A 25,937-nucleotide genomic window follows, 5' to 3' on the forward strand; every position below is an offset into this window, starting at 1 on the left:
CTTTGCCGCGCCCCCTTACCAAGGGGGCTCTACTTACGAAGGGGGGGCGTGGGGGCGTATGCTCAAGTACACGTCTTGCGTGGAGTGCGGTCATGTCGCTGTCCAGCCAGCAACTGAAGGTGTTCGTGCCTGCACGCGACTACGCGTTGTCGCAGCGCTTCTATCGCGCGCTGGGCTTCGTGCAGGAAGACGAGGTGGGCAACGTGACATGCTTCCGGCATGGCACGCATTGCGCGTTCTTGCTGCAGGATTTCTATCTGCGCGAGCTGGCCGAAAATCTCATGCTGCACCTGTGGGTGGACGATGCCGATGGCTGGTGGCAGCACGTGCACGACACCGGGCTGGACGAGCAGTTCGGGGTGACCTGTAGCGCGCCGGAAGATCGGCCGTGGGGCGCACGCGATTTCATCTTGCATGATCCCAGTGGGGTGCTCTGGCGGATCGGGCATCCGTTGTAGGGCCGGGATTTGGGATTTGGGATTCGCAAAGGCACGCGTGCTCAGCGCTTTGACCAATCGCCAATCCCAACTCTCCAATCCCGGCACTCAAGCGATTGCGCTGAACCGCTCACTCGCGGCACTCTTGCAGCATGCCTGATTCTCTCAGATCCATTCACGTCGTTGCTGGCGTGATCGCCGACCCCCGCGGCCGCATCCTGCTGACCCGCCGCACCGAAACCCGCGACATGCCTGGCCTGTGGGAATTCCCGGGCGGCAAGCGCGAGCTTGGCGAGACATCCGAACAAGCACTTGTGCGCGAGCTCAACGAGGAGCTTGGCATCGATGCCCAGGTGGGCGAGTGGCTGATGGACGTGCCGCAGCTGTATCCCGACAAGCGCCTGCGCCTGGAAGTGCGCCATATCACCGCCTGGAAAGGCAGCCCGCGCGGTCGCGAAGGCCAGGCGATGACCTGGGTGGCCGCAGACAAGTTGACCCGCTATTCGATGCCGCCAGCCGATGTGCCGGTAGTCGGCGTGCTGCGCCAGCCCGACCGCTATCTGATCACCCCCGAACCCGACGACGATGTGCTGTGGCTGGAAGGTCTGGAACGCGCACTGCAGGGCGGGATCACGCGCATCCAGTTGCGCGCGCGGCAGGCCGAGGCCGCGCGCTGGAAGGCCTTGCTGCAACAGGTGATGAGTCTACGAGGTCGGGCACGTGCTCAGTTGCTGCTCAACCGCGATATCGCACTGGCCAGTGAACTCGGCATCGGTGTGCATCTGGGCTCGGAGCAATTGGCAGGATTGCAGGAACGTCCGGTGCCGGCAGAACAGGTGGTCGCCGCCTCCTGTCATGGGTTGGAGGATCTGCGCAACGCGCAGCGGATCGGCTGCGATTTCGCGGTACTGGGTCCGGTGAAGGCCACCGCGTCGCATCCGGGTGCGGCACCGCTGGGATGGGACGGTTTTGAGACCTTGCGCGAGCAGGTCTCGCTGCCGATCTACGCGCTCGGCGGCATGCAGGTCGATGACCTGCGCGAGGCGCGTTCGCATGGCGCGCAGGGCATCGCGGCGATTCGCTCGCTTTGGTCGCAATGACAGCACCTTGTTGGGTGGTGTCCGCGTCGCTGGGTAATCGCGTGCGGCGATGCTTGCTGTTGTTGGCGTTGCCAACGGGGCGTAGCGAGTGCCGTCAGGTCGGTGCGGACACGTGCGCATAACAAGGTTGCGCGAATGTTGAAGCACCGGCTGCACCCGCTTGGCGATTGCGCAGTCGTTTTGCCGGCCTAAAACGTCACCCAGAAGCAGTTGTATTGCCGGCGTAGTCGCAACACGCTGCGCGCGGGCATGCCGCTGGATTGGTTCTGTTCCAGTCGTAGGCCCCACGGTCGTGGGCGGCTGGGATGTTCGGGAAGTGGCGCATCGATCGCACTGCCATCCAGCGATGGCGTAGGTGCGGTGCTATCGGCGTCCAAGGTCGGCGTGTCGCTTTGCGGGTACATCGGCGCGATGTCCAGCAATGGGCGTTGCACGATCGCCTCTAGGCGGCTCAACACCTGATCGGCGTCTGCGTCGGACTGGCCGCTCCACAGATACAGGCTGGACAGGCGGTTGACGTCGCGGCTGTCCACCGCAGTCTGCAGCAACGACACCAGCTCGCTCAGTCGCCGCGGGCAGCCGTAGCGATACAAGCCGGTGTCGCCCTGCGCGCGCGTGGACGGCGGCGCGCGAGGCGCGGCGTCGACATCTTCACAGCGCCGGTCGGTGAACGTGGCTTGCCCGTCCGGCGAGACGCAGCGATGAATTTCCTGCGCCTGCACGCGCGCGGCGGGATAGAAGCAGAGCAACAACAACAGGGGCAGGAGGCGAGGCATCGGCGCAGCGTAGCGGTGCGCGTGTGAGCCGGCGAGCAACGCGCCGGGACCATACACGCTTGCCCGGCGCTCGCTACTCACGCGCGTGCTTGCAAGGGATGTGCTTGCGACAGACATGCCAGCGAAGAACGCGTCTTCAACGGTGCCGCTCAGCGCCCCAGCAACTGCAGCACCTGCGTGGTCGGTTTGGCTAGATTGAGCGTGTAGAAGTGCAGCGCCGGTGCGCCGCCTGCGATCAGGCGCTCGCACAAGGTGGCTACCACTTCCGCACCGAAGGCGCGCACCGCATCGGCGTCGTCGCCGTAGGACTGCATCTTCTTGCCGATCCAGCGCGGAATCTCCGCGCCGCACTGCTCGGAAAAACGCCGCAGCTGCGAGAAATTGGAGATCGGCATGATGCCCGGAATGATCGGAACCTCCACGCCTATGCGCCGCACCGCATCGCGGAAATGAAAGTACGCATCGGCGTTGTAGAAATACTGGGTGATCGCTGCATCCGCGCCCGCGTCCACCTTGGCCTTGAAATAGCGCAGATCGCTCAGCGCATCGACCGCCTGCGGATGGGTTTCCGGATAGGCACCCACTTCGATACGAAAGGCGTCGCCGTGCTCGGCGCGGATGAAGGCAATCAGGTCCGATGCGTAACGCAGATCGCCCGGATGGCCCATGCCGGAGGGCAGATCCCCTCGCAGCGCGACGATGCGCTTACAGCCGAGCGCTCGGTAGAGCTTGAGCAGCTCGCGAATTTCCTGGCGGCTGCCACCCACGCAAGACAGATGGGGTGCGGCTTCGAAACCGTGCTTCTGCTTGAGGTGGCGCACTGTCTCAGAAGTGTAGCTGAGCGTGGAGCCGCCAGCGCCGAAGGTGCACGACACGTACTCCGGCGCGTAGCCCTTCAACTTGGCTGAGGTGCGGTCCAACTGCGCGCACTGGTCGTCGTTTTTGGGCGGGTAGAACTCGAAACTGAGATGCGTCATCGCGGCAGGTCCGGCGGATCGTGCGGGCATAATATCGCTTCATCGCGATGAATGCATATTTGGTTGCGAGCGTCTCGATTGCGCGAGGGTCCCTGCCATCGAGCCGCTACGGGACACGCACCTGGAAAGGCAGGTTGGCGTAGCTGGCGTGGCCCTTGGTAGCGTGCACTTCCACCAACGGACGTTACTGGCCGGGCGCTGGTGCGGTGAGTCGTGCACGGCCGTCCTCTTCCACAGCGGTACCCATAGCGTAAGCAATGCTCCAGAGAATAGGCCAGCAAACGGGCATGCACGCACGAGCGCACCCTGTTCATGGTCGGGGCTGCTTGCGCTTGCGCGCTTCAACGCGCGGCGCACGCGGTAAGCTTCAGTCACCCCCACGCCACTTGATCGGAGCGCGACATGCAAGAAGAGGAACTGGAAGTAATCGCCGAATCGTTGGGCCGCATCTGGGTCGCGTTGGCGCGTAGCGTCGGCGACCTGGCGCTTGCCCTGGCCGAGCAGCCCGGCGTGGATGGCGACAAGCTGCTGAGCGATTTTGCGGCACGCTTGCCCTTGGGCCAGGATGACGGCACCTCGAAAGTCTTCGAGGCGATTCGTCAGTACATCGATCGGGACCTCGCTCCCAGCGAAGAGTGAGGTCCTGCCCCGCGCGTCTGTCGAGTGCAGACGCGCGGAGGTGATGTGCAGTACCAGGCGTCGTGTCTTGTGCGCGGCCTGCCGGCCCAGCGTGCGTCCCACGCGTCGGTGTGTTGATCACCATCAAGCGCGTCGTGGGCTGGCTGTTGTGTGTGCGATCCCTTGATTCAACAGCGGTGACGCGTCGCGCATACGCGGTAGATTCCACACGGTTCGAGCGGGTTGATATCCGCGTCGTTTTCCGTTGGCGGAGCATCAACACTGCGTATGCGCCAAGCGTTGACAGACGCATGCCTACACTGGGCGCACTTTCCACGGAGTGCCTCCATGAGCGACACCACCATGACCGTCATCGCCATCCGCGATGGCAAGGGCGATGCCGATGCGCTGTATGCCAGCGAGCAAGCGCGGCCGCGTGCTGCGCCGGGGCAGGTGCTGATCCGCGTACATGCAGCCGGCATCAATCGGCCTGATCTGCTGCAGCGTGCTGGCCACTATCCGCCACCGCCCGATGCGCCGGAAACGCTGGGACTGGAAATCGCCGGCGAGATCGTGGAGCCGGCCGGTCGCTGGAAGATCGGCGATCGTGTGTGCGCACTGCTAGGCGGTGGCGGTTACGCACAGTACGCCGCAGTCGATGCGCGGCACGTGCTGCCGATTCCCGCCGGCATGGATCTGGCGCACGCCGCGGCGCTGCCGGAAACCATCTTCACCGTCTACACCAATCTGTTCGAGCATGGCCGGTTGGCGGCCGGCGAGTGGCTGTTGTTGCACGGCGCCACTTCCGGAATCGGCGTCACCGCGATCCAGATGGCCAAAGCGGCTGGCGCGCACGTGCTGGCCACCGCACGTTCGGCCGGCAAGGCGGCGCAGGCGCGCGAGCTGGGTGCCGATGTGGCGATCGATTCCACCACCGACTCGTTTGTCGATGTGGCCAAGGCACACGGCGGTGTAGATGTGGCGCTTGACATGGTTGGCGCTGCGGTCTTCGCCGACACCTTGGAAGCACTCAATCCACGCGGACGCATCGTCTATATCGCGTCGCAAGCTGGTTCGAAAATCCAGGTGCCGATTCCGCTGCTGATGCGCAAGCAGGCGATCCTCACCGGCTCGACGCTGCGCCCGCGCAGTGCCGATGAAAAAGCGCGGCTGGCAGCGGAAGTGGAGCGCGTGGTGTGGCCGTGGATCGCGCAAGGCAAGATCCGCGTACTGCTCGATAAGCGCTTTGCGTTGAGCGAAGCCGCTGCGGCACATCGCTATCTGGAACAAGGCAGTCATCTGGGCAAGGTCGTGCTGGAAATGTGACTGCGATCGATCACCGGTCTGGCGGCGCGATTGCATGCCAGGGCCGCATCCGGGGTCCATCATCTTCAGCGTATGGCAGTTGTAGAAAGCGATACATTCCATCGCGTTACAGTGATGCCGTCAAGACGGGCCTGGCATCTGTAGGTTGACGCAAAGGTATAGCAAAACAAGCAAGTGCGATGTCTCGCGGCGGGCTTGGCCCTGACCCTACACTGCGCCGTCGCGTGCGTTCCTGCATCGCGCACTGCTGCGTCGGCCTGGCGCGCGCCCCATCGGGCGACCGTGCCGGGCAGTTACTCCCTCATCAGCACGAAGGTTTCGATGAAGCATCCAGACGCATTGCGTATTGCCCTTGTCGGTATCGGCAAGATCGCCCGCGACCAGCACGTGCCCACCATCGCCGCGCGCGATGACGTGCAGCTGGTGGCTACCGTGAGCCGACATGGCACGGTCGAAGGTGTGGCGGCCTATCAGACCTTGGAAGAGGCATTTGCTGCGCAGCCGCAGATCCAGGCGGTGGCATTGTGCACGCCGCCGGTCGGGCGGCATGCACTGGCGCAGACTGCGCTGAGTGTCGGTCGCCACGTGTTTCTAGAAAAGCCACCGACGGCGACGCTCGCTGAAATCCACGATCTGCGCGATGTGGCGCAACGTGCGCAACGTAGCCTGTTTACCAGTTGGCATTCGCGTTGCGCAGCCGGTGTGCAGCCGGCACGGCAATGGCTGGCCCACAAGCAGATCTTGCGTGCGCACATCACCTGGAAAGAAGACATTCGCCATTGGCATCCGGGGCAGGACTGGATTCTCGAACCCGGTGGCATGGGCGTGTTCGATCCCGGCATCAATGCGCTCTCCATCGTCACTCATCTGCTGCCGCGTGCGTTTGCACTGCGCGAAGCGGAACTGCACACGCCGGAAAATCGTCAGGCTCCGCTGTATGCCAAGCTCGCTTTTGTCGACACCGCCGGCGTGCTGGTGACCGCCGAATTCGACTTCCTGCAGACCGGCGATCAGCGCTGGGAGATCGAAGTGGAAACGACCAGCGGCCTGCTCACGCTCAGCGAAGGCGGTGCCAAGCTGCGTATCGATGGGCAACCGCAAACGCTACCTGCCTCTAGCGAATACGATGGCCTGTATCGGCGCTTTGTGCAGCTGGTGCGCGCTGGCGAGTCGGAGGTGGATGTTGCGCCGTTCGTGCATGTGGCCGATGCATTTCTGCTCGGTGCACGCACGGTCACGGCACCGTTTGCCTGGTAGGGTGTTGATCTGTCCAGGTCACTTGGCATTGAAAATACTGGCGTTTAGAGCGGCTAACAAAACGACTGCGCTCACCGCCAGGCGAGCGCGGCCGGTGCTCCGAATCGGCATGTACCACGCGCGTATACTCCGTTCCTCCGCGCCGTCCGCACCCACCTGACGACTGCTCGCTACGTTTTGTTAGCCGCTCTAAGGTGTCGGCGCATGCGCAAAGGTGCCGGGCACGACAGCGCAAAGCCGCCTATCGCGGCGATCACCTCGACGATGTACTTGCGCGCCACCACCAAACCTGCTTGCCTTGCCGATCCAGCGGTGCCAGCACGCTGTCGTAATAGCGCGCGTACATGCCCATCCAGTGTTCGTCATCGGGCGGCGCGCCATTGGCATCATGGGAGCAGAGGTCGTACAGGCGGTGGCCGATCGATTTCTTGATCAAATTTTTTTCTTGCAGGCGAATTCTTGCAGGCGAAGATGCCGATATCGCGCTCCACCAGCGTGTCGCTGGAGATCACCTGTTGCCTGCGTTCGGCTCTTTCCAGGAGGATCGTTGCGGTCGCCTGTGCGCGCTCGCGTGTCGACACGTGCACCTCTTCGAAACACAGTGCGCGCTATCTCACAAAACGTGCCGCCTGCTGTGCCTGACGAAGGCCGAGCGGGATCAAAGGCGAGCTCTGCACGCCAGCAAAATAGTTCTGTTCGTCGTTGGAGAGGGATTGGCCATGACGTACAAAGTAGAGAGGCATTGCGTTTTTCCGGTGTGCTCTACTGTTCAATGAAACTGAGCGCACTGCCAGACGGATGGCAGCGTGCTCTGCTCGCGGTCAAATGTTCTACATGATTGCCCGGCAACGCTTGCCCTATCAGAGCCGGATCCACCAACTGTTGCATGCTGGCGTGTGCCGAATGCGTTGCAAACCGGGTTGAACAGCTGGAAGTCGTAGGCCGCGTGCGGCGCGGACTGCAGATACGGCGCAAGGAACTGATCGTCATCGCCTTTATCGGTGTCGTCGCCGGTGATCACTTGGCCGAACACATACATCCCGGAGCGGATGTCTGCATCGAAGATGCGATTGAGATGATCTATAAGGCCATGTGCTTGGGTCCGGACATCGCATAAACGTGTGTGTGGTTGCATGTTGAAGCGGTACGTCGTTGCAGATGCATGTGCGATGCCAGTGTTGCCGAGCGGCATCCAGGCCGCAAGCACAGGACAGCCGATGCAGTCGCTTGGCGGAGAGCGGTGAACCGACTGTGCATCTGTCGTTGTCTCTGCTGCTCTGCGTACTGGACGATGCGCGAGCTCATCCCGCACGCCAGGATCGCGTGCGGGCCGCTAAACTGTGCGCACACCCACCGGTCACCGATGCTCATGCGCAATCCACTGCAAGAACAGCTGCTAAAGGCTGGGCTGGTCAAAAAAGCCCAGGTGGACAAGGTCGCGCGCGAGCAGTTCAAGCAGCGTCATGCCAAGGGTGTGGCGGTGGCGCCTGCGGACGCGGACAAGGTCGATGCGGCGCGTCTGCAGGCCGAACGCGCCGAACGCGATCGTGCGCTGGCCGAAGAGCGCAATGTCCAGTTGCGCCGTCAGGAAGCGTTGGCCCAGGTTCGGCAGATCGTGAAGACCAGCAAGGTCAAGCGCGAAGGCGAGATCGCCTACCGTTTTAACGATGGCAGCGTCATCCGCAGCGTATTGGTCAACCCAACGCTGCGCAACCAGTTGGCCGGTGGCGCATTGGTGATCGTGCGCTACGGCGATGGCTTCGAGCTGATCCCGCGCGCGGCCGCAGACAAGGTCTATAGCCGCGATGCAGAGACTGTGGTGCTGGATCATGGCCGCAACAGCGCGCCGACATCGGCGGACAGCGACGACGACGATTACAGCCAGTTCAAGGTGCCGGACGATCTGATCTGGTAAGTGGCCGCGTGTCAAGCTGCGCGCTACCCTGGCTTTCTTTGTCACTACTCATCTGGTCATGTCGATCGTTCTTACGCCGTTCGCCCGTACCCGTTTGTTTCCGCGCGATGGCCGTCGCACTGCCATCCAGGGCTGCACGCCCGAGCAATTCGTCCAGCGGCTCAATGACGAAATGCCGCTGCGCGTGATTGAAGGCTATGCACCGTTTTGCCAGTTGCATGTGCACCGTAACTGGACCCCGACCCGCTGCCTCACTGCGCCCATCACCGACGACAATCGGCACCTGTTGCGTTCCGGCTATGAAGCGCGCAGCAGGCAGGAATTGCCGGTGCTGGTGCGTTGGTTCGAAGGTGTCGAGCCGCCGGTGGCCGGATACCTGCTGCCCATCCTCTACAGTGGCGATCAGTTGGCCAAGGAAGGCTCGCCCATCGCTGCGGAGTGGGGCGTGGTCGGCTGTCTCTACACCGCCGAGCCGGACGAAATCCCGATGGCGCCGATCACCATGTTGCGTAATGCATTGGGGGTGGAAGAAGGCGGCTCCGGCGTTCCACTGGATCGTGACGCGTATCGGCGCAGCGTGGCGTTTTGGGAGCGCAACGCGAATTGGCGCCCGTAGCCGGTATGCGTCTGGCTCCCTGCGCAGTTTTCTCGCGCAGTGAGCGAGGTGCTTGCCGGACGCTCACCTGCACAGCGATGCAGTGCGGTGCCGTGTTGTTGCAGCGAGAGTGCAGGTCGTAATTCGGCAGGCTTTCTAGAACCGATATTCGGCATTCACCGACGCCATATCGCTGCTCAGGTCTACATCGAATTTCTTGGCGTTGTAATGGTCGTAGTTCACGCCGAGGCTGAAATGCTCGCCCAGGTTGTAACCGACGCCTGCGCCCGCATACCATGACAGCTTGTCCAGATCGGAGCGATCGGACACTGTGTCCTCGCTCAGGCCATGGCCCTTCCAGCCGTAGAGTCCGCCGCGTATTCCGGCGTACCACTTGTCCCCCAGTGCGAATCGCTGGTTCAGGCCAACGGTCCAGCCATGAAGCTCGCTTTCATCCTCGATCACCGAGCCGCCGTTGAAAAGATTGCTTGCCTGAATATTGCCCAGATCGTTGTAACCCACCTCAAGGCCGATCGACAGCCAAGGAAATAAGACGTTCCGGCGATAACCGACGGAAACGCTGTAGCCGGTATCGCCTCCATCGTAGGCTCCGCTCTTGAGCGACGTACGGCCGGCGCCACCGTTGACGAACCAACCTGTACCGTCGGCATAGGTCTGTGCAAACACATCGGGTGCTGCCGTCATTGCCAGCGCCGAAAGGGCCAAAGCGACCATGGTGTTCTTCATGAGCATTTCTCTCGAGTGTGCGAGTACGGGGAGTGATGCACGCAGGTATCCGGTGACAGAGGATGAGCGTGGCGACGCGACGTTATCCAGCTGAGTTTGGAAAGTTGTTAGGCGCAGTCACGGGCGCTGGGCAGCCGGTGTCCTCACAAATGTCTTTGGGTGGGAGCGCCCTGGTCGGTTGCTTCGCCGCTACGCATACAGCTGCGCTCTGCGTCGTAGGGAGTGGAATTTCATTTGGGATGGTGGTAGATATAAAGCAGTTGCACATGGCTTTAGAGCGGCTAACAAAATGACTGCGCCGCCGCCAGGCGAGCGCGGCCGGTGCTCGAAATCGGCATGTACCACGCGTACACTCCGGTTGCTCCGCGCCGTCCGCACCCACCTGATGACTGCTCGCTGCGTTTTGTTAGCTGCTCTTAGTCCTACTGTGTCATAAATAGGTTATCCTGCAAGCAGTCTCTCCCACGGCGGGATCGTGATGGCCGCAGTCAGCAACAAAGCGCGTTTCTCCGCTTATCTCGATGAACTCTCCGCTGCGCTCGGTCATGCTGACCGCACTGCGGGCCTGCGAGGCTATTGCAGTGCGTTGATGCTGCCTTTGGAGCGCAAGAGTGTTGAGCCCCTGGCTGCTCATCTGGATCCGCTTCGAACCAGGGCTCGCCATCAAGCCTTGCACCACTTCGTGGCCAAATCAGAGTGGTCCGATGCGGCCATGTTGGAGCGGGTTCGTCAGTACGTTTCGTCGCTGCTGGATTTGAAAGACGAGGTGTACTGGATCGTGGGCGACACGGGTTTTCGCAAGAAGGGCAGGTATTCGGTCGGTGTGGCCCGACAGGACTGCGGCGAGATCGGCAAGCAGGACAATTGCCAGGTGGCCGTGAGCGTATCGTTGGCGACGCCGGCAGCGAGCATTCCGATCGCTTTCAGGCTGTATCTGCCTGAAGACTGGGCCAGCGATGCAGCACGCCGGGGAAAAGCGGGAATTCCCCACGAGATTGAGTTCGCGACCAAACCGCAGATCGCACTGGCGCAGATGAAAGCAGCCCATGCCACGGGAGTGGCGCGCGGCACGGTGTTGGCCGATGCAGCCTATGGCAGCAATACGGCCTGGCGTGACGCGCTGGCTTGCCTGGAACTGAACTATGCGGTGGGAATCGTGTCGAGCGTGAAAGTCTGGCCGCCCGGACAAAGGCCCGAATCGCCGGCGGCGTGGAAAGGCCAAGGCCGACCTCCGGTTCGCCATCGTCGTACAGCCGACCATCAGCCACAGTCGGTGCAAGCGCTGGCGCTGTCGTTACCCTCCCGCGCCTTCAGGACAGTCGCGTGGCGGGAAGGCGGCAACGCACCGTTGTCGGGACGTTTCGCCGCCGTACGCGTACGTGCAGCACAAGGTGATCGCTTGCGTCAGGAGGAATGGCTGTTGATCGAATGGCCCAAAGGCCAAGACAGGCCGACCCGATACTTTCTGTCCAACCTGCCGGCAAACACGCCGCGCAAGGATCTGGTAAGGACGGTCAAGGCGCGCTGGCGGATTGAACGCGATTATCAGGATCTGAAACAGGAATTTGGCCTGGATCACTACGAAGGCCGTGGCTGGCGGGGCTTCCATCATCACGCGACGTTATGCATCGCTGCCTATGGGTACCTGGTTGCTGAACGCTTGCGCGGGGCGCATCAAAAAAAACCCTCGGAATGCGCGGAATCTCCCTTACCCGAGAAGTACCGACCGCGCGGCAAGGCAATCGCGCGCCCAGCGCCACGCGAGCGACTCGATCGCGACGCTGCGCTGGACAATCGCCATGGACATCGCAGCGGCACTACTTGACGGGATGCCTCCGCATCTGCGGATTTAATGACACAGTAGGATTAGGGAAGCGCTGAACAACTCACGACGTGGCGAATGAAATCAGAATGTTGCTCAAACGCGACAACCGTCCATACTGAAACTCAAGCGCTTATGCATAGTGGCGATTGTTTGAGTTGTTGATCTAAAGCGCATGCAAGCGTTGTTCAGAGCTTCCCTGGAGAGGAGCGCTGTTATAGGCCGCATTGTGAGCGAGCGTTGGAACAGGAGAATCACATGACCTTGCAGGTCATCGGCGCCGGCCTTGGTCGAACCGGCACTTTGTCGTTGAAGTTCGCGCTCGAACATCTGGGGTTCGGGCCCTGCTACCACGCGACCGAGGTTGCCGCGACCATGCGGAGGTCGGTGCCGCTGTGGAACGCAGTCGAACGCGGAGCGCCTGACTGGAAGGCGATTTTCGCTGGCTATCGATCGACCACCGATCATCCAGGCTGCTATTACTGGCAACAGCTGATGGATGTTTACGACCAAGCCAAGGTGATCCTAACGGTGCGTGATCCCGATAGCTGGTTCGATTCAGTAACTCATACGATCCTGGCACCCAATCGCAAAAGCACGTTTCTTGGCCCGGAGGGTGAAACGTTCAGTAGGTTCCTGAAGCATCATTTCGTCGATCATATGGACGATAGCGCCTTCATGGCCGAGTGAACCGCCCCGGGATTTCGGGAGGCTCCAACTCTTGAGAAGATGGAGCGATGAGCAAGACGAAGTATTCACCGGAAGTACGAGCGCGCGCGGTTCGGCTGGTGCGGGAGCATCAGGGGGAGTACGGCTCGCAGTGGGCGGCGATCGAGTCGATTGCCGGGAAGATTGGCTGTTCGTCGCAGACGCTGTGCAACTGGGTGCGGCAGGCCGAGCGTGATGCTGGCGAGCGTTCGGGATTGAGCACGGACGAGCGTGCGCAGTTGAAGACACTGCTGCGGGAGAATCGTGAGCTGCGGCAGGCCAACGAGATCCTGCGCAAGGCCAGCGCGTATTTTGCCTAGGCCGAGCTCGACCGCCGCTTCAAGCCCTGACCACGTTCGTGACCGAACATTGCGATGTTCACGGGGTCGAGCCAATCTGCAAGGTGCTGCAGGTTGCCCCGTCGACGTATTACCGCCACGCGCAGCGGGAAGTGGACGCGAACTTGCGCCCGAAGCGCTGGTGGAAGGACCAGGCGCTGCGCCCGCAGATCCGGCGGGTATGGGAGCAGAACCGACAGGTGTACGGGGTGCGCAAGGTCTGGCGGCAGCTCAAGCGCGAGGGCTATGCGGTGGCCCGCTGCACGGTGGAGCGACTGATGGGCGCACTTGGCCTGCGCGGCGTGGTGCGGGGGAAGGTGGTCAAGACCACGATCAGCGACAAGCGGCCGTGCCCGCTGGACAAGGTGAACCGACAGTTCCATGCGCCGTCGCCGAACCGACTGTGGGTCAGCGACTTCACCTATGTCTCGACCTGGGCCGGGTTCGTGTACGTGGCCTTCGTGATCGACGTGTACGCACGGCGGATCGTGGGCTGGAAGGTGTCGCAGACGGCGCACACGGACTTCGTGCTGGACGCGCTGGAGCAAGCGTTGCATGCGCGGCGGCCCACCGAAGGCGGCCTGATCCACCACTGCGACCGCGGCGTGCAGTATGTGTCGATCCGCTACACCGAGCGGCTGGCCGACGCCGGGATCGAGCCGTCGGTGGGCAGCGTGGGCGATAGCTAAGACAACGCGCTGGCCGAGACGATCAACGGGTTGTACAAGGCTGAGGTGATCCACCGGCGCTCATGGCGCAATCGCCAGGACGTCGAACTGGCCACGCTGGATTGGGTGGACTGGTACAACCACAAACGCTTGCTGGGGTCGATCGGGAACATTCCGCCAGCGGAAGCCGAAGAGGCTTACTATCGACAACAAGCCGGTTACGCCAAAGCGGCGTGACTCAAACCAAACGGCCTCCCAACTTCCCGGGGCGGTTCATATCAGCGCATTTCGATAGGCAACTTCGCTTTGGACTTTTGCCGCCCAAGCAGAATTAGTAAAAATAGGGCTTGCTACTTAATCTTGACTCAATAGTGCATAGATTCACCTCATTATTCTAGAAAATGAATAAAGGTTGTAAAACCTCCAATTGGGAGGTGAGTTCAGCCACCTTAAAAGCCGCCGAAGCTGCGCGTTAAGAGTGTCCATGAGCATGGCGAGATGTCGCACACGCTTCCAGCCTGATGCTGTAGACCGCAGTTGCTCGTAATCCATGCACGTGAAGTGCACCGGATTATTTTAAGAAAATTTTAACCATGCATGGGAGTTGATCATGTTAAAGGCCAAGTCAGTTATTCCAAAATATTCATCGTTTGAAACATCAGAAACATCGGCGGATTCGGTGAGCGCTGAATTTAATAATAATAAATCAATTATTGATGGGAAGGAAAGTGACACTTCACGCTTTTCAGTGCTGAGCTCCTCATTGTCACCTGCTCCACAACGCGCTCTTAAATTTAAGAAAAGCTATAGCGCAGCAACTATTGATGGGAAAATATATCATCCCAATGAAAAAACAGATTCAAGCATAGTTGACTTTCTTTCTCAGTCTTTGTCGAACAATGCCTATCGTTCGGAAAAACACCTCCGTAGGCGTGCGCTTGCATATATAAACCATATAAATGCCGAGAATAAAATTATTTCTAATGCTTGCTTCGCAATGAAAGATGTAAGCTCATTTGCTCACAAACAGTCAGAATGGCTTTGCCATCTAGAGCGTAGCTCATGGAAAGATGAGCCTGCGCTACAACGTCGTGACCGTCAACAGCTTGGCGATGAGATCCTTGGACTCAAACAACCGGATGCACAATCCCCTTATGCCAAGGCACGTGTTTGGAGAATCTCGGACCAGGCAGCGTCCGCTTTTGCGATGATGTTGAAAGGAGAATTGGGCCCATTCACTAAAGAGCAAGTAAAAACAGGCTTTGAACTGTGTCAAGAGGGCGAATTGTTGGCGGGACGTTTAAAAATACAGGCGAGAATGGCGTTTCGCTTGAAGAATCGCCACGACGCTAACCGCTCGGGGACACATTCAGTTAAGAGCACATCAGGCATGCATCTGTCCAACGATGTAGGCACCCAGATCCGCGAATTCTTTCAGATTCCAGTTATGTCGGGAACATCAGGGACATCGTCGGACGTGGTTATCGCTGCCCGCTATGCAGCTATGCATTCAGGTCTTCAATGGTCCGCGCCAGAGTTGACCATTGATCAAGCGAAAGACGCTTTAATTGATTTGTCGTTGGATTTCTTCAGGCAAAATAGCCCTGCTATAGTAATGGCCCTACGTATGAATAGCCTACGAAAGAACCAAGGTCTTCCCCACAAGGAGGTGGATAGATATCAGGTATTTACCCATAGTTACGCTGAAATTCACGGTGCAATTTCACTCACGATTGATGGAATCGATCCGACTGACAAGGCCGGAGTTGAAAATCAGCTATATAGCTACACTCTTGATGCAAAGGTAACATTGATGAAGACAGCTGGTCGTTTGATTGAAGAAGCGACCGGTAAAAGTGAAACCGCTAAGATCAACGTCGCCTCTCTGCAAACTCCGCAGCTTCGGCGAGTTATAGAAAAAAAAAAGATAGTGCAAAAAGTAGCGGAACTTTACAACAAAATGGGTAAGGTTGGAAATTTTTCTGCGCTTGAGGGGATAATTAATGAATCGTCCGTCAAAGATCTTCTAGTAAATGACAAGTCGGAAATTTCTAGAGACTACGCTGATGGAAAACCCTTGATGGTTCGAGGTCTGCGATTCCCGAATGATCGTGAGGCAACCAACAGTTTTGGTTCAACCGGGAAAACACCCGCAAAAAGAGAAGTTGATACGCTTTGCAATAATTCAACCGCATTTGATATTGTGATGACGCCTTTTTCCATTATAAATGCAAAGGCAAAGGGCGCGACCATATCCGAGATGAAAGTTCCTCATAGGCCAAAGTGGAAAGGGTTACCTTCAGTACTATATAAGGCTACTGCAGTTGGCGCCCTCCCGGAATATGCTAAGGCACGACCAGGATTTGGAGACGTTCATTCATTTAATTCGAACAAGGCATTTAATTCTGAATTTGCAAGGGCTTGCAACTCACTTAGCCACGCGGAGAAAATGGGGCTTATTGAAAATAGTTTAAAGCATTATATAAAGCCTGACCCAGATAGAAATTCATATGATTTCTACCACTCTCTTGATGATTTGGTCGATGCCCAGTGCATGCTGCAATCAAGAAAGCCTGGCTCTATTTTGAGGCACAACGAGTATTGCGCCAAGCTGGAATTATGGGATGCTAAAGCTATAGAAGTTGGAGAGTCACGCCCGGTAGCCGTAGCAACGTTGATAGAGTTCAATATCGAAATGTTGTCCGCTGCGCGTTATATTGAGGATGAGGGCTACGATGGAAAATTGATCTCGGATTTTCTTGAGCGTCAATTTTCTTGGCTTGGCCAAAATGCTGCGCTTGGCAAGGAAGACACGCTAAAAAAGCTTTCGGGACTGTCTTTTCATGAAAGAAAAACTGTTGCGAAAAAGGTCTGTGAGGCGCTCCGTCAAGGCGTTTCGCTTTGTATTTACGAGAAAGATAAGGAAGGAAGTCGAATTCGAGAATTGAGCCTGCTTGACTTCAATGCCTATGACATTATGCGTGGGATCGAGCTCTTTCTTTCTTCCAAGCTTCTCCAGCCTCCGACTGCGGCCGGTCCAACTATCAAGTCCAGCCTGTAGTGGTATGCGCTTATGCTGGTCAGCTGGATTACTCGTCCGTATTCAAAGGCCATTACCGGAGGGTTCTTTGTGCCTGCAGCGTCTTGCGGGCACAACCGACGCGATGCCTGTTGTCGACTCCCCGTAATTCAATGCCAGGGCGAATTCAACTCTGATTCGCAACGCTGTTAAGGACCTCCTCGGAGAAGACTTCGAGGGGCGTTTTGAATCCGAGTATCTTGCGCGGACGATTGTAGAGCCGCTGCTCGATCCATCGTAGGTGCGCATCGGCGATGGTGCTGAAATCGGTCTGTCGTGGCAAGTACTGGCGCGTCAACCCGTTGGCATTTTCGTTGCTGCCTCGCTGCCATGCGCAGTACGGATCTGCAAAGTAGAAATCACTCTGCAAGCAGGCGGCAATGAGCCGATGATCAGCAAACTCCCTGCCATTGTCGGCGGTGAGGGTGTGCACTGTCTGGCGTAGACCACCCAGGCGCTGGACGATGGCGTTGCGTACGTTCTCGGCGGTGCCGTCAGGCGAGTAAGCCAGCAGATGCAGGCGACTGCGGCGTTCGGTCATGCTGACCACCACGGCCTTTCCGTGTGAGGCCCTGATGGTATCCAGCTCCCAGTCACCGATGCGGCTGCGTTGCTCCACCACGCTTGGGCGCTGTGTCCAGCTGCGTCGATGTGTCAGCTGTCCGCGGCCATCGCGCACGCCCCGCCGCCGGCGCTTGCGGCGGCGCTTGCGTCGATGCGTGAACAACTAACTGACCACCGCGCTTCTGGTCGGCGTAGATGTGCCGATAGATCCATTCGTGACTGGCCAAGCCGGTGCGACCGGCAATCTGTTCCGGGCTGAAGTCCTCGCCCAGCAAGATCTCGATCTGTGCGATGCGCTCAGCGTCGATGCGTGGACGCCGGCTGGCCCGTGTGCGCCGATGCTCGCTGATGCGCTGCGCGTGATCGGGCAGATACTGCCGAGCGTGCTGATTGCGGCGCAGTTCGCGGCTGATCGTGCTGGGCGCGCGCTCCAACACACTGGCGATGGCCCGCATCGACATCCCGGTTTCATATAACGCATGTAGACGGTATCGTTCTGCTAGGTCCAGGCGGCTGGATGACATGGGCAACTCCACTTCGCGGTGAAGTCGTTCAGGTCACCTCGCCTGGACCACTTCACAACCGTTGGTGTTGCGAATCAGAGTTGAAGCCGCCGGCCCTGAATTGCAGGCCCGCTGGCCCGACTGGAAGCAGGGCGCTGGTCGGCGAAAGGGCAACGTGATTCTGGCGCAGCGATGCTGAAGGCATAAACGACAACGGGCACCTTGCGGCACCCGTTGTCGTGATTCTTTGTTGCGATGATTCTGTAGAAAGACTCAGTACCGGTAATGATCCGGCTTGTACGGGCCGGCCACGTCCACGCCGAGGTAGTCGGCTTGATCCTTGGTGAGGGTGGTCAGCTTGACGCCGATCTTTTCTAGGTGCAAACGCGCGACTTCTTCGTCCAGGTGCTTGGGCAGGATGTAGACCTTCTTCTCGTAGCTGTCGCGCTTCTCCCATAGGTCTATCTGCGCCAGAGTCTGGTTAGCGAAGGAGTTGGACATGACAAAGCTTGGGTGGCCGGTGGCGCAGCCCAGGTTGACCAGGCGGCCGTCGGCCAGCAGGAAGATCGCATTGCCGTTGCCGAACACGTATTTGTCGACCTGCGGCTTGATGTTGATCTTCTGCACGTCCTTCAATGCATTCAGCGCATCGACCTGGATCTCGTTGTCGAAGTGGCCGATGTTGCAGACGATGGCCTGATCCTTCATCGCCTGCATGTGCTCGACGGTAATGATGTCCTTGTTGCCGGTGGTGGTCACATAGATGTCGCCGCGACCCAGCGTGGATTCGATGGTATTGACCTCGAAGCCTTCCATCGACGCCTGCAGTGCGCAGATCGGGTCGATCTCGGTGACGACGACGCGGGCACCGTAGGCACGCAGCGATGCCGCGCTGCCCTTGCCGACGTCGCCGTAGCCGCATACCACCGCAACCTTGCCGGCCAGCATCACGTCCATCGCGCGCTTGAGGCCATCGGCCAGCGACTCGCGGCAGCCATAGAGGTTGTCGAACTTGCTCTTGGTGACCGAGTCGTTGACGTTGATGGCCGGGATCAGCAGCTTTCCGGCCTCGGCGATCTGATATAGACGGTGCACGCCGGTGGTGGTCTCTTCGGAGACGCCCTTCCAATCCTTGACCACGCGGGTCCAGTAACCCGGGCGCTCGACCGCCACGCGCTTGAGCAACGCCTTGATCACGCCTTCTTCGTGCGAAGAAGCCGGTTCGTCGACCCAGGTGCTGCCGTTTTCGAGCTCATAGCCCTTGTGGATCAGCAGGGTGACGTCGCCGCCGTCGTCCACCACCAGCTCCGGGCCGGTTTGGGTACCGTCGGGCAGGGTGAAGGTCAGTGCGTCCAGAGTGCAATCCCAATACTCTTCCAACGTCTCGCCCTTCCAGGCGAACACGGGCGTACCGGCCGCAGCCATGGCGGCGGCGGCGTGGTCCTGGGTCGAAAAGATGTTGCACGAGGCCCAGCGCACGTTGGCGCCGATATCCTTGAGCGTTTCGATCAGCACAGCGGTCTGGATGGTCATGTGCAGCGAGCCGGTGATGCGCACATCTTTCAGCGGCTTGGTCTGCAAGTGCTTGCGGCGGATCGACATCAGGCCTGGCATTTCGTGCTCGGCGATGTCCAGCTCCTTGCGGCCCCAATCGGCCAGCGAGAGGTCGGCAATCTTGTAATCGGTATGTGGGGCGATTTTCGTGGCAGCGTTCATGCAATTGCTCCGGTAGGCAAACAAATGTCTGCAGTTCCGGGCGCCGTTGAACGGTCAATGCTGGTCGAGCCTGGCCGTAGTGCCTGCACATTCGGTGCAGTTGGCAGATCAGTCCGCCATACCGGTCGCAGCGCCCCTCGACGAGAGCGCCGAGTATATCGGCAGCACCCCCGTCCGGCATGAATTTGGTGCCCATCCCCAATCGACTGCGGGGGAACAGCCGACGAGCGGCTGTTATGGTCCAGGGTCGATCGAGGTCGCTGGCTCGAACACCAGCGTCAACGATGATCTGCGCTGGTTGCCCGATGGCAGCGGCCCGCTGCTGCAGACCATTCGCAACGGCAACGGCCTGTTCCTGCTCGGCGAGGGTGCATCGCCGGAAGGCGCCAGCCCGTTCGTGGATCGCTTTAGATCTGCAGAGCACAACGCGCCACGTGCCTGTTCCATTGGCAGGAGCCGACGTATTCCCCGCCGCTGGCGTTGCTGGATGCGCATGGCATGCAATTGCCGCTCAGTCGCGAATCGTCCGAGGAGCCGGCGGACTATTTCGACGCGCGATGGTTGGTGATGAAACAGTGGCGTATGTCGCGATCATCTAATTCTTTTGGGTTAGTCTTCGACGACTTTGCGCTTGAAGAGGGTGGTGCGTTTCCGATGAACGAATACCGCAGCAGTCTTGTGTTCGCTACCCCCGATCTTCCCCTGCGCGACGATGTGCGTCGGCTCGGTGCACTGGTTGGTGATCTGCTCGCCGAGCAGGTTTCTATGGAATTTCTCGAAGAGATCGAACGCGTCCGCACCACCGCGATCTCGCGGCGCGAGAGCGATGCGCCGCCGTCCACGCTGAGCGAGCAGCTGAGCGGGCGCCAGCCACGGCAGGCCGAGGCGCTGGTGCGGGCCTTCAGCACTTATTTTCAGGTGGTCAACATCGCCGAGCGCGTGCATCGCATCCGCCGCCGCCGCCAATACCAGCGCAGCAGCACCGACACGCCGCAGCCGGACGGCTTGCACGATGCGTTGCGTCGGCTCAAGGCGCAGGGTGTGACGCTGCAAGAACTCAGCGACTGGCTGCCGCGCATCGACGTGGAGCCGGTGTTCACTGCGCATCCCACCGAAGCGGTGCGACGCGCATTGCTGGAAAAAGAACAGCTGATGGTCGCTAGCCTGGTCGCCAACCTGGACGGCATGCGCACGCCCAACGAGCGCGCCACCGATGCGGCGCGCTTCCGCATGGCCTTGACCGCGTCCTGGCAGACCGCCGATTCTTCGCCAGTGCGCCCCACCGTGGAGGACGAGCGCGAGCATGTGGGTTTCTATCTCACCCAGGTGCTCTACCGCGTGGTTCCGGTGGTGTACGAGACCCTCGAACACGCCATCGAAGAAACCTACGGCAGCGTGCCGGTCTTGCCGCGCCTGCTGCGCTTCGGTACCTGGGTAGGTGGCGACATGGACGGCAATCCCAACGTGGATGCTGCCACCATCGCCGGCACGCTGGATGCGCAACGGCGCGCGGTGCTGGACCGGTATCGAAAAGAACTCTGGCAACTGGCCAGCCTGCTCAGTCAGTCGACCACGCTGATCGCGGTCAGCCCGGCATTGAGCGAGCAGCTGGAGCGCTATCGCGCCTTGCTGCCCGATGACGCCGCCCGCTCGCGTCCGCGCCATGGAGACATGCCGTACCGCCTGCTCAACGACCTGATGCGCGCGCGCCTGCAGGCCACGCTGGACGATGCCGAGGGTGCCTACGGCGCTCCGTCGGAGCTGGAACACGATCTGCAATTGATTCTGGACAGCCTGCAGGCCAACAAGGGATTGCACGCCGGTTGGTTCGCGGTGCGCCGTCTGTTGTGGCGGGTGCGGACTTTCGGTTTCCATCTGGCACGGTTGGATGTGCGCCAGGAATCGAGCGTGCATGCGCGCGCGGTGGCTGATGCATTGGGTCAAGCTGATTGGGACGCGCAGGACGCCAAACAACGCGCAGCATTGCTCGGCCCCTATGCATCCGGCGAGCAGGCCTTGCCGCGCGTGCAGGACGAAGGCAATGCGCGGCTGGATGCGGTGTTCGCCGCGCTCGCCGATGCGCGCACCCGCCACGGCGCCGACGCGCTGGGCAGCTATATCATCTCGATGGCGCACAACCGTGCCGACGTGCTCACCGTACTCGCACTGGCGCGGCGCGGGGGGCTGGTCGATAACGCCGGCGCAGTACCGCTGGATATCGTGCCGTTGTTCGAAACAGTGGCCGATCTGCGTGGCGGCACTGGCACCGTGCAGGACCTGCTCGCCGACCCGGTCTATCGCCAACATCTGGCCGCACGCGGCGACACCCAGATGGTCATGCTGGGGTATTCGGACAGCGGCAAGGACGGCGGCATCGCGGCATCGCGTTGGGGTCTGCAGCGCGCCCAAGTCGAACTGCTGGAAGCGGCCGCCGAGCTTGGCGTGCGGCTGACCTTCTTTCATGGTCGCGGTGGCTCGATCGCGCGTGGCGGCGGCAAGACCAGCCGCGCGCTGGATGCCGCCCCGCGCGGCAGCGTCGATGGCCGACTGCGCGTCACCGAGCAGGGCGAGGTGATCCATCGCAAGTACGGCATCCGTGCCTTGGCGCTGCGCTCGCTGGAACAGATGACTGGTGCGGTGCTGTTGTCCAGCCTGCGCCCGCGTGCTCCTGAGCCGCGCGAGGATCGCTGGCGGCCGGTGATGGATCTTGTCGCCGAACGAAGCACGGTCGCGTATCGCGCGTTAGTGGATGCGCCGGATTTTATGCAGTACTTCCGTCTGGCCACGCCGATCGATGTGATCGAACGCATGACGCTGGGTTCGCGCCCGTCGCGGCGCTTGGGCCAGGACGCGGCGTTGTCCAACTTGCGCGCGATTCCGTGGGTGTTTGCATGGAGCCAGGCACGTGCGGTGATCCCCGGCTGGTACGGCGTGGGCAGCGGTCTGCAGGCGGCGGTGGAGGCCGGGCATGAAGACACCTTGCGCGAGATGGCGCGGGACTGGCCATTCTTCCGCACCTTCCTGGACGACGTCGCGATGGTGTTGTCCAAGGGTGACCTTAGGATCGCCGAGCTGTTTTCGCGGCTGTCGGGCGACCTGCACACGCGGTTTTTCCCGGGTATTGGCGACGAACTGGCGTTAACCAAGGGCTGGGTGAAGGCGTTGACCGGGCAGCAGTCGCTGTTGCAGCATGACCGGCGGCTGGCGTTGTCGATCCGCTTGCGTAACCCGTACATCGACCCGATCAGCGTGCTGCAGGTGGATCTGCTGCAACGCTGGCGTGCCACCGATGGCGAAGACGAGCAGTTGCTACGGGCGCTGGTGGCCTGCGTCAACGGCGTCTCGCAAGGCGTGCAGAACACCGGCTGATCCGACCGTTTGTCGGAGAGGGCGTGGAATCGTCAAGCGGACTCTGGTATTGCCGGACAAATCTGTCCAATAATGCCGCGATGACGACTTCCCGCCCCGATGCCGCGCTGCGCCGCCGGCAGATTCTCGATGCCGCCGACGAAGTGTTCAGCGAACACGGCGTCAATGCACCGCTGGAACTGGTGGTCGATCGCGCTGGCCTGGGGCGCGCCACGCTGTACCGTCATTTCCCGGATCGGGTGGCGTTGATGATCGCGCTGATCGAGCGCGGGCTGGATGGCTTGGAGCGGCTGGCGGCCGATCTGGACGCGCGGCCAGATGGCCTTGCCGTGCTACTGCACGATTTGGCCGAACATATCGCCCAGTCTGCACCTATGGTGGATTTCTGGCGCTCGATCGAGCGCGCGCACCCGTCTGTGCAGGCAGCCGATCATCGCGTGGCGCGAATTTTTTTGCCATTCGTGCAGCGCGCCAAGGCAGCCGGTCTGTGCCGAGCCGATCTGGACGACGAGCAATTGGTACTGGTGATCGACATGCTGGGCAGTTGCCTGCGTGGCAGTGATGAGTCCGAACGCAAACGCTTGGCGCATCGCTCGGCCGATCTGTTGATGCACGCATTGGGCATGCCGGTGCCGGAAGGCGGCACGCGATGAAACCGGCCACGCGCGCCTGCATCGGTCGTTGGGCTTTGCGCGCTGCTCTGGTGCTAGCCGCGCTGTGGGGGGGGCTGGCGATCTACTTCGCGCTCACCGGCAATGCATTCGTGCGTGCGGCATGGGTGGGTTCGTGGTGCGCGATGGCCCTCGCGGCGTTGTGGGGTTTGCGTCGTGGACGCGAGAATTGGGCGTTGGTGGGGATCTTCAGTGCCGCGTTTGCGGTGCTGGCGGTGGCCTGGTGGATGATGCCGCCCAGCCAGGACCGCGATTGGGCCGACGATGTCGCCCAGCGCCTGCAGCCGGAGGTGCAAGGCAATATCGTCACCCTGCACAACGTGCGCAATTTCGACTGGCATAGCGAAACCGATTACGTCCCGCATTGGGAAACCCGTCGCTACGATCTGGACCGGCTGGTCAGCGCGGATCTGGCACTGTCGTACTGGATGGGTCCGGCGATCGCGCACACGTTGGTGTCATTCGGTTTTGAAGACGGCTCCCACGTGGTGTTCTCGCTGGAAATTCGCAAAGAGCGCGGCGAGTCGTTTTCCGCATTGGGCGGTTTCTTCCGCAGCTTCGAAGAAACCCTGGTGGCTGCCGACGAGCGCGACATCCTACGTGTGCGCAATAACGTGCGCGGCGAAGACATGTATCTGTATCGCTTGGCAATTCCCAAAGCCGGTCTGCGCCGCATGTTCATGGGGTACGTGGGGCTGGCCAACGATCTCAATCGCGCGCCGGCCTTCTACAACACGCTCGCCAGCAACTTCACCATGATTGTGTTTGCGCTGGTGCGGCAATTGCAGCCGACGCTGCCGCTGGATCACCGCCTGCTGCTATCCGGCTACGCAGACGAATATGCCTACGATCATCAAGGCCTGATGCCCGGCTACGATTTCGCCACCTTGAAGCAGCGCGGGCACTTCACTGCACGCGCGATTGCAGCCGATAAAGCAGCGGATTTCTCCAAGCGTATCCGTGCCGGCATGCCGCAGGCTCCGGCGCCTGCGGCGACGACGAACGTACCCCGGTAACCGCGTCGACCTGCATCTGGGCGATGCGCCGACCGATCACCTGTTGCTGGATCTGTCGGTTGCCAATCCGACCGAGCAGCACAGTGACCGGGCGCATGTGGGTCACGACACCGATGCGATCTCCGATATCGTCGATTCCGGCATGACCAGCCTGGTGACTGCAAACGGCGTGTCCCGCGCCGGCACGGGTGCACGCGGAAGTATCCGCACAAAACCGGCAGACGTCGTGGTGCGCGGGGTTGATGTTTGCGCGGCGCTGCATCCGGTCTCGGGACACTTCGTGAATCCATCCATGGAGTTTCGCCGGCGGCATCCATTCTGCCAAAACGCAACTGGGCCGCGTCAGCGGCCCAGTTCCAACTCAACCATGCACGCTCGTGGCAGCGGGGCTGGCTTACTTCAGCTTTGCATCGGCGCGCAGTGCGTCGGCGCGGTCGGTCTTTTCCCACGAGAACGCTGTGGCGTTGTGCTGCGCGCCGGTCGCGTCGGTGTAGGTGAAGTCCTTCGGCTTGCGGCCGAAGTGACCGTAGGACGCGGTCTGCTGGTACATCGGGTGGATCAGGTCGAGCATCTGGATGATGCCGAACGGGCGCAGGTCGAAATGTTTGCGGATCAGCTTTTCGATCTGCTCGTCGGCGATCTTGCCGGTGCCGAAGGTGGTGACCGAAATCGAGGTCGGCTCGGCCACGCCGATGGCGTAGGAAACCTGCACTTCGCAACGGTCGGCCAGACCCGCAGCCACGACATTCTTGGCCACATAGCGCGCGGCATATGCTGCCGAACGATCGACCTTGGACGGATCCTTGCCCGAGAACGCGCCGCCACCGTGACGCGCCCAGCCGCCGTAGGTATCGACGATGATCTTGCGACCGGTCAGGCCGCAATCGCCCACCGGGCCGCCGATGACGAACTTGCCGGTCGGGTTGATGTGAAACTTGGTGCCCTTGTGCAGCCACTTGGCCGGAAGCACTGGTTTGAGAATTTCCTCGCGCACGGCTTCGACGAGATCTTTCTGCTTGATGCCCGGATCGTGCTGGGTCGACAGCACCACCGCGTCGATCGCGGTCGCAACGCCGTCTTCGTAACGCAGGGTGACCTGCGACTTGGCATCCGGACGCAGCCAGGACAGCGCCGAGTTCTTCTTCTTGCGGATCTTGGCCTGCTGCTCGACCAGACGGTGCGCCAGGTGGATCGCAGCCGGCATGTGGCTGTCGGTCTCGTTGGTGGCATAACCGAACATCAGGCCCTGGTCGCCAGCCCCCTGCTGTTCGGGATTCTTGCGATCAACGCCCTGGTTGATGTCCGGCGACTGCTTGCCGATCAGGTTGAGCACCCCACAGGTCTCGCCGTCGAAGCCGACGTCGGAGCTGTTGTAGCCGATGTCCAGGATGACCTTGCGGGTCAGCGCTTCCAGGTCGATCCAGGCACTGGTGGTCACTTCGCCGGCCACGATCGCGACGCCCGTCTTGACCATCGTCTCGCATGCCACGCGGGCGCGCTTGTCCTGGGCCAGGATGGCATCCAGCACTGCGTCGGAGATCTGGTCGGCGATCTTGTCCGGATGGCCTTCGGAGACCGATTCTGAGGTGAACAGGTAGCTGGACATCAGGCTTATATCCCTTTATTCGGATGAAAAGATGGCTGCGGATAATACACGCCGCGGGTGCCGATTGTATCGCGCGCCTGAACGGACTGCTTTGGGGTTAGTCGATGTCGGGGGACGCCGGTCGGGCGC

General features: G+C 60.6%; 18 protein-coding genes, 2 other RNA genes, 7 pseudogenes, 1 riboswitch and 1 other annotated feature. Of the genes and pseudogenes, 18 read left to right on the top strand and 9 right to left on the bottom strand.

Translation table 11 applies throughout. The features are described 5' to 3' along the window. The first annotated feature begins 92 nt into the window (after positions 1 to 92). Positions 93 to 458 carry a VOC family protein gene (locus J5I97_RS03670; RefSeq protein ID WP_208589153.1) on the top strand — a complete coding sequence of 122 codons (366 nt, stop codon included), beginning with the start codon at positions 93 to 95 and terminating at the stop codon, positions 456 to 458. A 131-nt stretch (positions 459 to 589) separates the two neighbouring features. Beyond that, a complete protein-coding gene (locus tag J5I97_RS03675) occupies positions 590 to 1,537 on the top strand; it encodes a Nudix family hydrolase (protein WP_208589155.1) in 948 nt (315 codons plus the stop codon). Between the two features lie 188 nt (positions 1,538 to 1,725). On the opposite strand, the gene J5I97_RS03680 is transcribed toward J5I97_RS03675, so the two are convergent. After that, complete coding sequence (locus J5I97_RS03680; protein WP_208589157.1) at positions 1,726 to 2,313, bottom strand: hypothetical protein; 588 nt, start codon at positions 2,311 to 2,313, stop codon at positions 1,726 to 1,728. A gap of 149 nt (positions 2,314 to 2,462) precedes the next feature. Next, positions 2,463 to 3,290: a methylenetetrahydrofolate reductase [NAD(P)H] gene (metF, locus tag J5I97_RS03685; protein ID WP_208589160.1), complete on the bottom strand. Its 828-nt coding sequence runs from the start codon at positions 3,288 to 3,290 to the stop codon at positions 2,463 to 2,465. A 402-nt stretch (positions 3,291 to 3,692) separates the two neighbouring features. On the opposite strand from metF, the gene J5I97_RS03690 reads away from it, so the two are divergent. The 4 genes from J5I97_RS03690 (at position 3,693) to J5I97_RS03705 (ending at position 6,677) form a co-directional block, all read left to right on the top strand. Then, positions 3,693 to 3,929 carry a hypothetical protein gene (locus tag J5I97_RS03690; RefSeq protein WP_208589161.1) on the top strand — a complete coding sequence of 79 codons (237 nt, stop codon included), beginning with the start codon at positions 3,693 to 3,695 and terminating at the stop codon, positions 3,927 to 3,929. A gap of 327 nt (positions 3,930 to 4,256) precedes the next feature. Further along, on the top strand, positions 4,257 to 5,234 hold the full coding sequence (locus tag J5I97_RS03695; protein WP_208589162.1) for an NAD(P)H-quinone oxidoreductase: 978 nt from the start codon (positions 4,257 to 4,259) through the stop codon (positions 5,232 to 5,234). A gap of 321 nt (positions 5,235 to 5,555) precedes the next feature. Further along, the gene (locus J5I97_RS03700; RefSeq protein WP_208589163.1) at positions 5,556 to 6,491 is read left to right on the top strand and encodes a Gfo/Idh/MocA family protein; all 936 of its coding nucleotides are present in this window, start codon (positions 5,556 to 5,558) and stop codon (positions 6,489 to 6,491) included. Between the two features lie 109 nt (positions 6,492 to 6,600). Beyond that, positions 6,601 to 6,677: non-coding RNA, sX9 sRNA (locus J5I97_RS03705), on the top strand. 67 nt (positions 6,678 to 6,744) lie between these two features. On the opposite strand, the gene J5I97_RS03710 is transcribed toward J5I97_RS03705, so the two are convergent. The 3 genes and pseudogenes from J5I97_RS03710 to J5I97_RS03725 form a co-directional block, all read right to left on the bottom strand. Further along, positions 6,745 to 6,927 carry a hypothetical protein gene (locus tag J5I97_RS03710; RefSeq protein ID WP_208591860.1) on the bottom strand — a complete coding sequence of 61 codons (183 nt, stop codon included), beginning with the start codon at positions 6,925 to 6,927 and terminating at the stop codon, positions 6,745 to 6,747. Further along, positions 6,878 to 7,234, bottom strand: a pseudogene (locus tag J5I97_RS19720) (histidine phosphatase family protein). Before J5I97_RS19720 ends, J5I97_RS03710 begins: the two are co-directional and overlap by 50 nt. A 94-nt stretch (positions 7,235 to 7,328) precedes the next feature. Further along, a pseudogene (locus tag J5I97_RS03725) lies at positions 7,329 to 7,584 on the bottom strand (alpha-amylase); the annotation flags it as partial. A 276-nt stretch (positions 7,585 to 7,860) separates the two neighbouring features. Between J5I97_RS03725 and J5I97_RS03730 the strand changes: the two are divergent. Both J5I97_RS03730 and J5I97_RS03735 read left to right on the top strand, forming a co-directional pair. After that, the gene (locus J5I97_RS03730) at positions 7,861 to 8,406 is read left to right on the top strand and encodes a DUF2058 domain-containing protein (protein ID WP_208589166.1); all 546 of its coding nucleotides are present in this window, start codon (positions 7,861 to 7,863) and stop codon (positions 8,404 to 8,406) included. A 58-nt stretch (positions 8,407 to 8,464) separates the two neighbouring features. After that, on the top strand, positions 8,465 to 9,022 hold the full coding sequence (locus tag J5I97_RS03735) for a DUF3228 family protein (RefSeq protein WP_208589167.1): 558 nt from the start codon (positions 8,465 to 8,467) through the stop codon (positions 9,020 to 9,022). Positions 9,023 to 9,157: 135 nt separating this feature from the next. Here J5I97_RS03735 and J5I97_RS03740 read toward each other — a convergent pair whose 3' ends face one another. Beyond that, positions 9,158 to 9,748, bottom strand: a complete 591-nt coding sequence (locus J5I97_RS03740) for a porin family protein (protein WP_208589169.1) — start codon at positions 9,746 to 9,748, stop codon at positions 9,158 to 9,160. 336 nt (positions 9,749 to 10,084) lie between these two features. On the opposite strand from J5I97_RS03740, the gene J5I97_RS03745 reads away from it, so the two are divergent. From J5I97_RS03745 to avrBs1, 5 genes and pseudogenes are all read left to right on the top strand, one after another. Further along, positions 10,085 to 10,160: non-coding RNA, sX9 sRNA (locus J5I97_RS03745), on the top strand. Between the two features lie 66 nt (positions 10,161 to 10,226). After that, complete coding sequence (locus tag J5I97_RS03750; protein WP_208589170.1) at positions 10,227 to 11,573, top strand: IS701 family transposase; 1,347 nt, start codon at positions 10,227 to 10,229, stop codon at positions 11,571 to 11,573. A gap of 255 nt (positions 11,574 to 11,828) precedes the next feature. Then, positions 11,829 to 12,257: pseudogene (locus J5I97_RS03755) on the top strand (sulfotransferase family protein); the annotation flags it as partial. A 50-nt stretch (positions 12,258 to 12,307) separates the two neighbouring features. After that, positions 12,308 to 13,521 (top strand): annotated as a pseudogene (locus tag J5I97_RS03760) (IS3 family transposase). Next, positions 12,583 to 12,699, top strand: a sequence feature (AL1L pseudoknot). (Overlaps the previous pseudogene by 117 nt.) Positions 13,522 to 13,894: 373 nt before the next feature. Next, positions 13,895 to 16,345, top strand: coding sequence for an AvrBs1/Avra family type III secretion system effector (gene avrBs1 / locus J5I97_RS03765; protein ID WP_208589171.1), 2,451 nt, complete (start codon positions 13,895 to 13,897; stop codon positions 16,343 to 16,345). A 145-nt stretch (positions 16,346 to 16,490) separates the two neighbouring features. Here avrBs1 and J5I97_RS03770 read toward each other — a convergent pair. Both J5I97_RS03770 and ahcY read right to left on the bottom strand, forming a co-directional pair. After that, a pseudogene (locus tag J5I97_RS03770) lies at positions 16,491 to 17,451 on the bottom strand (IS30 family transposase). A gap of 252 nt (positions 17,452 to 17,703) precedes the next feature. Further along, positions 17,704 to 19,146: an adenosylhomocysteinase gene (ahcY, locus tag J5I97_RS03775; RefSeq protein ID WP_208589172.1), complete on the bottom strand. Its 1,443-nt coding sequence runs from the start codon at positions 19,144 to 19,146 to the stop codon at positions 17,704 to 17,706. A gap of 31 nt (positions 19,147 to 19,177) precedes the next feature. Beyond that, a riboswitch (S-adenosyl-L-homocysteine riboswitch) is annotated at positions 19,178 to 19,291 on the bottom strand. A gap of 159 nt (positions 19,292 to 19,450) precedes the next feature. Between ahcY and J5I97_RS19725 the strand changes: the two are divergent. The 5 genes and pseudogenes from J5I97_RS19725 to J5I97_RS20480 form a co-directional block, all read left to right on the top strand. Beyond that, positions 19,451 to 19,692, top strand: a pseudogene (locus J5I97_RS19725) (hypothetical protein); the annotation flags it as partial. Positions 19,693 to 19,800: 108 nt separating this feature from the next. Next, on the top strand, positions 19,801 to 22,515 hold the full coding sequence (ppc, locus tag J5I97_RS03780; RefSeq protein WP_208589173.1) for a phosphoenolpyruvate carboxylase: 2,715 nt from the start codon (positions 19,801 to 19,803) through the stop codon (positions 22,513 to 22,515). Positions 22,516 to 22,595: 80 nt separating this feature from the next. Beyond that, complete coding sequence (locus J5I97_RS03785) at positions 22,596 to 23,168, top strand: TetR/AcrR family transcriptional regulator (RefSeq protein ID WP_208589174.1); 573 nt, start codon at positions 22,596 to 22,598, stop codon at positions 23,166 to 23,168. Beyond that, positions 23,165 to 24,202 (top strand): DUF4105 domain-containing protein, encoded by a 1,038-nt coding sequence (locus J5I97_RS03790; protein ID WP_208589175.1) that lies wholly within the window; start codon positions 23,165 to 23,167, stop codon positions 24,200 to 24,202. The genes J5I97_RS03785 and J5I97_RS03790 overlap by 4 nt, the downstream gene beginning before the upstream one ends. Continuing rightward, positions 24,195 to 24,374 (top strand): annotated as a pseudogene (locus tag J5I97_RS20480) (hypothetical protein); the annotation flags it as partial. The gene J5I97_RS03790 and the pseudogene J5I97_RS20480, both read left to right, overlap by 8 nt. A 222-nt stretch (positions 24,375 to 24,596) precedes the next feature. Here the strand turns inward: J5I97_RS20480 and metK are convergent. Next, a complete protein-coding gene (metK, locus tag J5I97_RS03795; protein ID WP_208589183.1) occupies positions 24,597 to 25,808 on the bottom strand; it encodes a methionine adenosyltransferase in 1,212 nt (403 codons plus the stop codon). Positions 25,809 to 25,937 lie beyond the last annotated feature (129 nt).

This window comes from Xanthomonas fragariae (genome assembly GCF_017603965.1).
GTDB lineage: Bacteria > Pseudomonadota > Gammaproteobacteria > Xanthomonadales > Xanthomonadaceae > Xanthomonas > Xanthomonas fragariae_A.

Coding starts and splice junctions, on each gene's coding strand:
- metK (WP_208589183.1), bottom strand. CDS start 25,808: ATGTCCAGCTACCTGTTCACCTCAGAATCGGTCTCCGAAGGCCATCCG.
- J5I97_RS03790 (WP_208589175.1), top strand. CDS start 23,165: ATGAAACCGGCCACGCGCGCCTGCATCGGTCGTTGGGCTTTGCGCGCT.
- metF (WP_208589160.1), bottom strand. CDS start 3,290: ATGACGCATCTCAGTTTCGAGTTCTACCCGCCCAAAAACGACGACCAG.
- J5I97_RS03670 (WP_208589153.1), top strand. CDS start 93: ATGTCGCTGTCCAGCCAGCAACTGAAGGTGTTCGTGCCTGCACGCGAC.
- ahcY (WP_208589172.1), bottom strand. CDS start 19,146: ATGAACGCTGCCACGAAAATCGCCCCACATACCGATTACAAGATTGCC.
- J5I97_RS03785 (WP_208589174.1), top strand. CDS start 22,596: ATGACGACTTCCCGCCCCGATGCCGCGCTGCGCCGCCGGCAGATTCTC.
- ppc (WP_208589173.1), top strand. CDS start 19,801: ATGAACGAATACCGCAGCAGTCTTGTGTTCGCTACCCCCGATCTTCCC.
- J5I97_RS03730 (WP_208589166.1), top strand. CDS start 7,861: ATGCGCAATCCACTGCAAGAACAGCTGCTAAAGGCTGGGCTGGTCAAA.
- avrBs1 (WP_208589171.1), top strand. CDS start 13,895: ATGTTAAAGGCCAAGTCAGTTATTCCAAAATATTCATCGTTTGAAACA.
- J5I97_RS03680 (WP_208589157.1), bottom strand. CDS start 2,313: ATGCCTCGCCTCCTGCCCCTGTTGTTGTTGCTCTGCTTCTATCCCGCC.
- J5I97_RS03750 (WP_208589170.1), top strand. CDS start 10,227: ATGGCCGCAGTCAGCAACAAAGCGCGTTTCTCCGCTTATCTCGATGAA.
- J5I97_RS03700 (WP_208589163.1), top strand. CDS start 5,556: ATGAAGCATCCAGACGCATTGCGTATTGCCCTTGTCGGTATCGGCAAG.
- J5I97_RS03695 (WP_208589162.1), top strand. CDS start 4,257: ATGAGCGACACCACCATGACCGTCATCGCCATCCGCGATGGCAAGGGC.
- J5I97_RS03740 (WP_208589169.1), bottom strand. CDS start 9,748: ATGAAGAACACCATGGTCGCTTTGGCCCTTTCGGCGCTGGCAATGACG.
- J5I97_RS03690 (WP_208589161.1), top strand. CDS start 3,693: ATGCAAGAAGAGGAACTGGAAGTAATCGCCGAATCGTTGGGCCGCATC.
- J5I97_RS03735 (WP_208589167.1), top strand. CDS start 8,465: ATGTCGATCGTTCTTACGCCGTTCGCCCGTACCCGTTTGTTTCCGCGC.
- J5I97_RS03675 (WP_208589155.1), top strand. CDS start 590: ATGCCTGATTCTCTCAGATCCATTCACGTCGTTGCTGGCGTGATCGCC.